At 72.5% G+C, this 9691-nt stretch carries 7 protein-coding genes and 2 pseudogenes; 8 read left to right on the top strand and 1 reads right to left on the bottom strand.

The window, feature by feature from the left end:
* The 6 genes and pseudogenes from ACW0Q9_RS25745 to ACW0Q9_RS25720 all read left to right on the top strand — a co-directional run.
* Window positions 1-198, top strand: a pseudogene (locus ACW0Q9_RS25745) (hypothetical protein); the annotation flags it as partial.
* Window positions 195-1172 (top strand): ABC transporter permease, encoded by a 978-nt coding sequence (locus ACW0Q9_RS25740; protein WP_346534230.1) that lies wholly within the window; start codon window positions 195-197, stop codon window positions 1170-1172. The pseudogene ACW0Q9_RS25745 and the gene ACW0Q9_RS25740, both read left to right, overlap by 4 nt.
* A gap of 3 nt (window positions 1173-1175) precedes the next feature.
* A complete protein-coding gene (locus tag ACW0Q9_RS25735) occupies window positions 1176-2210 on the top strand; it encodes an ABC transporter permease (protein WP_456185562.1) in 1035 nt (344 codons plus the stop codon).
* Window positions 2207-3205 (top strand): ABC transporter ATP-binding protein, encoded by a 999-nt coding sequence (locus ACW0Q9_RS25730; RefSeq protein WP_456185560.1) that lies wholly within the window; start codon window positions 2207-2209, stop codon window positions 3203-3205. The genes ACW0Q9_RS25735 and ACW0Q9_RS25730 overlap by 4 nt, the downstream gene beginning before the upstream one ends.
* 48 nt (window positions 3206-3253) lie before the next feature.
* Window positions 3254-4666 carry a GH1 family beta-glucosidase gene (locus tag ACW0Q9_RS25725; RefSeq protein WP_456185558.1) on the top strand — a complete coding sequence of 471 codons (1413 nt, stop codon included), beginning with the start codon at window positions 3254-3256 and terminating at the stop codon, window positions 4664-4666.
* A 152-nt stretch (window positions 4667-4818) separates the two neighbouring features.
* Complete coding sequence (locus ACW0Q9_RS25720; RefSeq protein ID WP_456185556.1) at window positions 4819-6708, top strand: ricin-type beta-trefoil lectin domain protein; 1890 nt, start codon at window positions 4819-4821, stop codon at window positions 6706-6708.
* A gap of 43 nt (window positions 6709-6751) precedes the next feature.
* On the opposite strand, the gene ACW0Q9_RS25715 is transcribed toward ACW0Q9_RS25720, so the two are convergent.
* On the bottom strand, window positions 6752-8014 hold the full coding sequence (locus ACW0Q9_RS25715) for an ROK family transcriptional regulator (RefSeq protein WP_456185554.1): 1263 nt from the start codon (window positions 8012-8014) through the stop codon (window positions 6752-6754).
* 264 nt (window positions 8015-8278) lie between these two features.
* Here ACW0Q9_RS25715 and ACW0Q9_RS25710 point away from each other — a divergent pair, with 264 nt between their 5' ends.
* Both ACW0Q9_RS25710 and ACW0Q9_RS25705 read left to right on the top strand, forming a co-directional pair.
* Window positions 8279-9406 carry a low temperature requirement protein A gene (locus tag ACW0Q9_RS25710; protein ID WP_456185552.1) on the top strand — a complete coding sequence of 376 codons (1128 nt, stop codon included), beginning with the start codon at window positions 8279-8281 and terminating at the stop codon, window positions 9404-9406.
* Between the two features lie 68 nt (window positions 9407-9474).
* Window positions 9475-9691 (top strand): annotated as a pseudogene (locus ACW0Q9_RS25705) (glycoside hydrolase family 18); the annotation flags it as partial.

The following is a 9691-nucleotide window of genomic DNA, read 5'->3' as shown; positions in this document are numbered from 1 at the left end:
CCCTGCGCGACCGGCCTGCCGCCGCGGCTGGACATCGGCGACCGGCCCGGCCACTGGGCGGCCTGCTGGCTCTACGACACGGCCACGGTCGCCGCCGACTCCCCCGGCTCCGCCGCGCCCGACGCCGACCCGGCCGTGGCGCCGCCCCCGGCGGCGGTCGAGCGGGACGGGGCCGCCACCCTGGAGGAGACCCGATGAGATTCCTCCTGCAGCGCACGGCCTTCTACCTGTTCACCGCGTGGGCGGCCATCACCCTCAACTTCTTCATCCCGCGGCTGGTCCCGGGCGACCCCGTGCAGTCCCTCATCTCGCGCAACCAGGGCCGGATCAGCGCCGACGCCATCGAGTCGTTGCGCGTGCTGTTCGGGCTGGACGCGAACGAGAGCGTCTGGGAGCAGTACCTCGACTACTGGGGGCAGCTCCTCCACGGCGACCTGGGGCTGTCGTTCACCTTCTTCCCGGCGCCGGTGTCGACGGTGATCGGCGACAGCCTGCCGTGGACGGTGGGCCTGGTCGGCATCACCACGATCATCAGCTTCCTCCTCGGCACCGCGCTCGGCGTCGGCGCCGGCTGGCGGCGGGGCTCCTGGGTCGACGGGCTGCTGCCGGCGACGACCTTCCTGTCCTCGATCCCGTACTTCTGGTTGGGCCTGGTCGCCATCGCCGTGTTCGCCGGCCCGGGCAGCTTCTTCCCGTCCTCCGGCGGCTACGAGCCGGGCCTCGTGCCGGCGTTCGACCAGTACTTCATCCCGAGCGCGATCCAGCACAGCATCCTGCCCGCCGCCACCATCCTGGTCTCCTCGATGAGCGGGTGGATCCTCAGCATGCGCAACATGATGGTCACCGTCTCGTCGGAGGACTACATCACGGTCGCGCACGCCAAGGGCCTGTCGGAGCGCCGGGTGGCCCTCAGCTACGCCGCCCGCAACGCGCTGCTGCCCAACGTCTCGGGCTTCGCCCTGTCGCTCGGGTTCATCGTCGGCGGCACGCTGCTCGTGGAGATCGTCTTCTCCTACCCGGGTCTCGGGTACCAGCTCTTCCAGGCCGTCGGCGCCAAGGACTACCCGCTGATGCAGGGAATCTTCCTGATCATCACGATCTCCGTGCTGGTGGCGAACCTGCTCGCCGACGTCGCGTACCTGCTTCTCGACCCGCGGACCCGAAAGAGCTGAGCGATGACAATCTCTCCGTCGAGCATCGAGCAGGTCATCCCCGGTCAGGGGGCGATGGCCCAACCGTCGGCCGCGCCGGGCCGGGCGAAGCGGCGCCGGTTCCGCTTCGTCGCCAACGCCAAGGCCGCGACCGGCCTGGTCATCCTGGGCGTCTACTGCCTCTTCGCGGTGATCGGGCCGTGGGTGGCGCCGTACGACCCGGACGCGCGCAGCGGCGACGTGCTGCAGCCCCCGTCGGCCACGCACTGGTTCGGCACCACGCATCTCGGTCAGGACATCTTCAGCCAGATCCTGGTCGGCGCGCGCAGCGTCATGCTGGTGGGTCTGCTCGCCGGCGTGCTGGCGACGATCCTGTCGGTCCTCATCGGCGTGACCGCCGGCTACATCGGGGGCGTGGCGGACGAGGGGCTGTCGGCGCTGTCCAACGTGTTCCTGGTCATCCCCGCGCTGCCGCTGATCATCATCGTGACGTCGATCGTCGAGCAGGCCAGCGACACGCTGGTGGCGCTCATCATCGGCTTCACCTCGTGGGCGTGGGGCGCCCGGGTGCTGCGCGCCCAGACGTTGTCGCTGCGCCGCCGCGACTACGTGGAGGCGGCCCGGGCCACCGGCGAGCGGACCTGGCGCATCATCCTGTTCGAGATCCTGCCCAACCTCACCGCGATCATCGCGTCCGGCTTCGTCGGCACGGTCATCTTCGCCGTGATGTCGGAGATCACCCTGGCCTTCATCGGCATCTCGTCGATCTCGTCCTGGAACTGGGGCACCATCCTGTTCTGGGCGCAGGGCCAGCAGGCCCTCGCGCAGGGCGCCTGGTGGTGGTTCGTTCCGGCCGGGCTCGCCATCGCGCTGCTCGGCACCGCCCTCGCCCTGATCAACTTCGGCATCGACGAGTTCGTCAGCCCCCGGCTGCGCAGCGCCGGCAAGACCCGGATCCGCACCGCGGACGGCCGCAGCGTGCGGATGCGGGTCGGCTTCACCCCCGTGCTGGCCCCGACCCGTGCGGTGCCGGCCCCCCGAAAGGAGGTCGCACCATGAGTGATCGGGTGCTGGAGATCCGCGGGCTGCGGGTCGACTACGGGCTCGGCGACGCGGCCGTGCACGCCGTCCGCGACGTCGACCTGACCCTGCACCGGGGCGAGGTGCTGGGGCTGGCCGGCGAGAGCGGCAGCGGCAAGTCCACCCTGGCGTACGGGCTGACCCGGCTGTTGCCGCCGCCCGGCGTGGTCAGCGGCGGCCAGGTGATCTACCACCCGGTCGACGGCCCGCCGGTCGACGTGCTGTCCCTCACCCCGGCGCAGCTGCGGCAGTTCCGCTGGGCGGAGACCTCGATCGTGTTCCAGGGCGCCATGAACTCGCTCAACCCGGTGCACAAGGTCTCCACCCAACTGCTCGACGTGATCAAGGCGCACGAGCCGACGACCACGGCGGCGGGGCGGCTGGCCCGGGCCCGGGACCTGCTCCGCCTGGTCGGCATCGCCGCCGACCGGCTGGACAGTTACCCGCACCAGCTCAGCGGCGGCATGCGGCAGCGCGTGATGATCGCCATGGCGCTGGCGCTGGAGCCGCAGGTGGTCATCATGGACGAGCCGACCACCGCGCTGGACGTGGTGATGCAGCGGCAGATCCTCGGCCAGCTCGCCGAGTTGCGGGAGCGGCTGGGCTTCGCGGTGCTGTTCATCACCCACGACCTGTCGCTGCTGGTGGAGTTCTCCGACCGGATCGCCATCATGTACGGCGGCCGGATCGTCGAGGAGGCGCCCGCCGCGCAGCTGTACCGGCGGGCCCTGCACCCGTACACGGAGGGGTTGCTGCACTCCTTCCCGGCGCTGCGCGGCCCGCGCCGCGAGCTGACCGGCATCCCCGGCTCGCCGCCGGACCTGCGGGCCATGCCCGAGGGCTGCGCGTTCCACCCGCGCTGTCCGAAGGCGTTCGACCTGTGCGACAAGAAGGTGCCGGCACTGGGCGCCGCCGAACCGGGCCGGGACGTCGCCTGCTGGCTGCACCCGGTCGTGGCTTCGGCCCCGCGCTGACCCCCCGCTCTCCGTCCGACCGAACGACCCGCTACCGCGAGGAGAACCATGGACACCGACCTCACCCGCACCGTCACCACCGGGCAGGCCGACCCGATCGACACCCTGCCGCCGACCTTCCGGTGGGGGGTGGCGACCTCGTCGTACCAGATCGAGGGCGCGGTGGCCGAGGACGGCCGGACGCCGTCGATCTGGGACACCTTCTGCCGCGTGCCGGGGGCGGTGGCCAACGGCGACCACGGCGACGTGGCCTGCGACCACTACCACCGGATGCCGCAGGACGTGGCGCTCATCGCGGACCTGGGCCTGGACACCTACCGGTTCTCGGTGGCGTGGCCGCGGGTGCAGCCGGGCGGGCGCGGGCCGGCCAACCCGGCCGGGCTCGCCTTCTACGACCGCCTGGTGGACGAGCTGCTCGGCCGCGGGATCGACCCGTGGGTGACGCTCTACCACTGGGACCTGCCGCAGGAGCTGGAGGACGCGGGCGGCTGGCCGAACCGGGACACCGCCTACCGCTTCGCCGACTACGCGGAGCTGGTCTTCGCCGCTCTCGGCGACCGGGTGAAGACCTGGACCACGCTGAACGAGCCGTGGTGCTCGGCGATGCTCGGGTACGCGTACGGCCTGCACGCCCCGGGCCGGCGGAACCTGGGTGACGGGATCGCCGCGGCGCACCACCTGCTGCTCGGTCACGGGCTGGCGGTGCAGCGGCTGCGCGCCGCGGCGGCCACCCCGATCGAGCTGGGCCTGACGGTCAACCTGTCCACCGCCGACCCGGCCACCGACAGCGCGGCCGACCGGGACGCCGCGCGGGCCGCCGACGGGTTGGGCAACCGGCTCTACCTCGACCCGGTGTTCCGCGGCGCGTACCCGGAGGACGTGGTGGCCGACCTGGCGGCCGAGGGGGTGCGGATCCCGGTGGAGGACGGTGACCTGGAGGTCATCTCGACCCCGATCGACGTGCTCGGGGTGAACTACTACTTCGGGCAGGTCCACTCCGGGGTGGACGAGCAGGGCCGGGAGCGGGACGACGACGGCCGGCCGGTGCGCCGGGTGGTCCGCCGGGACCTGCCGCGCACCGCGATGGACTGGGAGATCGTGCCGGAGTCCTTCACCGAGCTGCTGGTCCGGCTGCACCGGGACTACCCGGGCGTGCCCATGGTGATCACCGAGAACGGCGCGGCCTTCGACGACAAGCCGGACGCCGACGGGTTCGTGGCCGACGACGACCGGGTGGCGTACCTGACCGAGCACCTGCGGGCGGTGGCCCGGGCCCGGCAGGCCGGCGCGGACCTGCGCGGCTACTTCGCCTGGTCGCTGCTGGACAACTTCGAGTGGGCGTACGGCTACGACAAGCGGTTCGGCATCGTCCGGGTGGACTACGACACCCAGCGGCGCACGCCGAAGCGCAGCGCGCACTGGTACCGCGACACCATCCGGCGGGTGCGCGGGGAGCGCTGACCCGGCCGCTCGGGGCGGCCGCGCGGGATCCTCCCGGGCGGCTGCCCCGCCGCGCCCCGGCACGCCCCCGTCCACTTTTTTCATGTCTTGACATAAGCAGGTGTGAGGGGTTTTCTCATTCGCGGATGTCGATTTATCCGGAAGGAGCATCCGTGTCCCCCACCACCGTTCCCCGCCTCGCCGGCCGCGCCGTCCTGGCGCTCTGCCTCACGGCCGGCACCCTCGCCCTCGCCCCGCCGCCGGCCGCGCAGGCCGCCGGCGAGACCGTCAACGTCTGGCTGACCACCACCTCCGACTCCGGCGGCCGGACCGTCACCCGGGGCCTGCAACAGCAGAGCCCGCTGAGCTTCGCCGCCACCAGCCCCGCCGCCACGCACACCGTCACCGTCGACGAGAACACCCGGTACCAGCCGTTCGAGGGCGCCGGCGCGTCCATCACCGACACCACCGCGTACCTGCTGCGCGGCGGGCCGGTGAGCGCGGCCACCCGGGACGACGTGATGCGCAGGCTGTTCAGCCCCACCGACGGCATCGGCCTGTCGTTCGTGCGCAACCCGATCGGCGCCTCCGACCTGTCCCGGCCCGGCAACGTCTCGCTCGACGACACCTGCTGCGACCTGAACGACTTCGGCGCCAACGGCTACGACACGAACGTGGAACTGCTCACCGCGCAGGCCCGGCAGCTCAACCCGGCGCTGCGGGTGATGGTGGTGCCGTGGAGCGCGCCCGGCTGGATGAAGGACAACGGCCGGATGGACCAGATGGGCTGGCTCAAGTGGGAGTACTACGCCACCTACGCCCAGTACTTCGTCAAGACCATCCAGGCGTACGCGGCCCGGGGCGTGAAGGTCGACTACCTCTCGGTGCAGAACGAGCCGAACTGCTGCCAGGCCGGCAACCCCACCGCCATGGACTACCCCGGGATGAGCTGGAACTCCTCCGGGCTGGTCGAGCTGACCAAGAACTTCGTCTACCCGGCGTTCCGCGCCGCCGGCATCACCACCAAGGTGCTGGTCCACGACTGGAACTACGGCGACTACGGCACCATCGGCTCCGGGCTGCTCGCCGACAGCGCGGTCCGCACCGACCCGCTCTTCGGCGGCATCGCCTGGCACGGGTACTGGGGTGACCCGGCGGTCGGCAGCCAGGTGCGCGGCCAGTACCCGGCGGTGCCGCAGTTCAGCACCGAGCACTCCGGCGGCACCTGGATCGGCAACCAGCACAACGAGGACATGGCCGACATCGTGAACTACGCCCGGAACTGGAGCCGGAGCGTGGTGAAGTGGAGCCTCGCGGTCAACCAGTTCATGGGCCCGCACAACGGCGGCTGCGGCACCTGCACCGGCCTGATCACCGTGCAGGAGGGCGGCGCCCGCGCCGGCCAGGTCGACTACACGATCGAGTACTACACCACCGGGCACCTGACCAAGTTCGTCCGGCCCGGGGCGGTGCGCATCGACTCCACCGCCAACGGCACGGTGCAGAACGTCGCGTACCGCAACCCGGACGGGTCCAAGGCCCTGCTGGCGCACAACGGCGGCACCTCCGCCCAGTCGGTGAAGGTGGTCTGGGGCGGGCAGTCCTTCACCTACACCCTGCCGGCCCGCACCACCGCGACCTTCACCTGGTCGGGCACCCAGTCCGGCGGGGGCGGCACGACGACCGGCCCCGTCACCGGCATCGGCGGCAAGTGCCTCGACGTCACCGACAACAGCAGCGCCGACGGCACGCCGGCGCAGATCTGGAGCTGCACCGGCGGCGCGAACCAGCAGTGGACCCGGGCGGCCGACGGCACCCTCCGCGCGCTGGGCAAGTGCCTCGACGTGGCCGGGGGCGGCACCGCCGACGGCACCAAGGTGCAGCTGTGGACCTGCAACGGCAGCGCCGCCCAGCGGTGGACCTGGACGGCCGGGCGGGACCTGGTGAACCCGCAGGCGAACAAGTGCCTGGACGTCACCGGCAACACCTCCGCCGACGGCACGAAGACGCAGATCTGGACCTGCACCGGCGGCGCCAACCAGAAGTGGACGCTCCCGTCCTGAGCCGGGGCCGGGCCGGTGGCGCTCCCGCCGCCGGCCCGGTGGCTCAGCGGGCCCGCGAGCGGGGCCGCCGCGACGGCTGCGCAGGCGCCGGCAGCAACCGGGCGGCCGCTTCGCGCGGCACGCCGCCGTCGCGCAGCAGCCGGGCCATCGGCAGGGTCGCCGCGCCCATCGCGACCGCGTCCGGTCCGAGCCGGCACAGCTCGATCGAGGTCTGGGCGTACGGCTGGCGCAGCGCGTGCCGCGCGGTGACCTCGCGGATCTGCGGCAGGTAGCGCTCACCCAGGGCCAGGCCGGCCCAGCCGCCGAGCACCACCCGCTCGGGGTTGAAGAGGTTCACCAGGTTCGCCACCCCGGCGCCGAGGTAGCCGACCGTCTCGTCGAGCACCCTCGCGGCGGTGCGGCTGCTGGCCCGCAGCAGCTCGCCGAAGGCGCTCTCCTCGTCGCCGCCGGCCGCCGGGCGGCCCCGGTTGGCCTGCCGGAACCGGTCGAGCACCCCCTCCGCCCCGACGTACGCCTCCAGGCAGCCGAGGTTGCCGCAGCGGCAGCGCCGGCCCCCGTACACGATGGTGGTGTGCCCCCACTCGCCGGCGCTGCTGTGCGCGCCGCGGTAGCCCACGCCGTCGGCCACCACGCAGGCCCCGACGCCGGAGCCGACCAGGGCGACGACCGCGTGCCGGACGCCGCGCCCGGCGCCGAACCACATCTCGGCCTGGCCGAGGGTCTTCGCGCCGTTGTCGATGTGCACCGGGATGTCGGTGCCGGCGCGCAGCATGGCGCCGAGCGGCACGCCGTCCCAGCCGAGGGTCTGCGCGTGCACGACGGCGTCGGCGGTGCGTTCGACGGTGCCGGAGACGGCGACGCCGAAGCCGAGCACCGCCGCCGGGTCGACGCCGGCCTGCTCGATCACCGCGGTGAGCCCGTGCAGCAGGTGGTCGGTGACCTGCCGGGGGTCCGGCTCGGCGGCGGCGATCGGATACTCCGCCTTCGCGAGGGCGGTCATCGCCAGGTCGAAGAGCTCGACCTGCACCCGGGTCTCGCCGACGTCGGCGCCGACCAGGTAGCCGTAGCCGGGGGCGACCCGCAGCAGCACCCGGGGGCGGCCGCCGTCGGACTCGACCGAGCCGGCCTCCTCGACCAGGCCCTCGGAGATCATCTCGCCGACCAGGTTGCTCACGCTGGCCAGGCTGAGTGCGGTGGACTGGCCTAGTTCGTGCCGGCTCAGCGGGCCGTCCAGCCAGATCCGGGTGAGCAGGACCGACCGGTTGGCCCGACGCATGTCGCGCACGGTGGTGCGTCTGGCGTCCATGTCGCCTACCTTCCCTGTCGCCACCCGCGGCGGCTCGCCCCGGATACGTCACCCAAGGTTAATGCGGTGAACCAAGCAGTGAAGAACCCGGGCCGGCGGCCGCGACGGCCCGGGTCCCGCGTTCGGCCGATCACGGCGGTGGGCGTCGGTTAGCTTGGGCCACGGGGCGGCGCGGGCCGGCCCGGTGGCCTGGTCCTCGGCGCCTCCAGATCAAGAAGGCCTGCTGTGATGGATGGCGGACGTCGCCCGATAACGCGGACCATGATGGCGGGATCCCGATCGGATCTCCTGGAGCTCTTCTTCGACCTCTCGCTCCTCGCCACCCTGACCCTGACGTCGGAGAAGATGGCGCACGAGGGCTGGGCGGGGCTGGCGCAGGCCCTGCTGACCCTGTCGACGCTGTGGGCGGTCTGGGTGACCACCACCTCGTTCACCGATCTCTACAGCCCCCAGGAGCGCCCCATCCAGCTCGTGGTGCTGGGCATCATGTTCGGCGGCATGCTGATGTCGGCCGCCCTGCCGACCGCGTTCGACGGCCACGGGCTGATCTTCGGCGCCACCTGGGCCGCCATCAACTGGAGCCGGGCCCTGGTGCTCATTCCCGCGCTGCGCGGCCGTCCCGAGCGGGAGCGGCCGATCCGGGTCCTGTGCTGGACCACCGTCTCGGGCATCCTGTGGATCACCGGCGGCCTGGTCCCCGACCCCGGCGCCCGGCTCGCGGTGTGGCTGGTGGCGCTGGCCGTCGACTATGTGGCGTTCGGCTTCCGGTTCCCGATCCCCGGCCGGCCCCCGCTGCCGCAGTACAAGGTGGTGCCGGAGCACCTGGCCGAGCGGTACCAGCAGATCTACGTCCTCACCCTGGGCGAACTGATCCTCGTCTCCGTCCTGACCCTGAGCCACATGCCGTTCAGCGCGGGCCGCGTCGGCGCGTTCGCCACGGCGTTCGTCGCGGCCGTGCTGCTGTGGTGGAGCTACGCCCGCGGCGCCGGCGCCCGGCTGCGCGGTGCGATCGAGGAGGCCCCGCACCGCCACCGGCTGGTGCAGACCAACCCGTACGCCCACTGGCTCATGGTGGTCGGCGTGGTCGGCCTCGCGGCGGCCTTCAGCCAGGTCATCGCGCATCCCGGGACACGACCGGACGCGATCCAGGCCACGCTGGCGCTCGGCGGTGCCGCGCTGTTCCTGATCGGCCGGGCCACCCTCGACCACGAGGTTCTCGGACGCATCCCGCTCTCCCACGTGGTCGGCGTCCTCGTCGCCGTCGCCCTCCTGCCGGTGGCCGCGCGCCTGCCGAACCTGGTCCTCAGCCTGGCCGCCACCCTCGTCCTGTTCGGCGTCGCGACCGCCGAGTTGATCCGCCGGCAGCGCGAGGGCGCGGCGGCCACGCCCTGAGCCCATCGGGCATTTACATTTAACAAAGTTAACTGATAGCCTCCGGCGCATCGATGAGGAGGTATGTCATGCGACTTCGACGCGGGTTGACCGCACTGCTCGGCGGCGCCGCCCTGCTCGCCGCGACGGCCGCCCTGCCGGTGGCCACCGGGATCGCCGCGACCGCCGGCGAGACCGCGCTGGTGGCCTGCACCGGCGTCCCGGCCTGGGCCGAGGGGGTGACCTGGAGCGCCGGCAGCCGGGCCACCTACGCCGGCCGCCTCTACCAGGCGCTGGTCACCCACA

This window comes from Micromonospora sp. I033 (assembly GCF_053890995.1).
The sequence above is the reverse complement of the archived record's forward strand: the minus strand, read 5'-3'. Positions and strand labels throughout refer to the sequence as shown.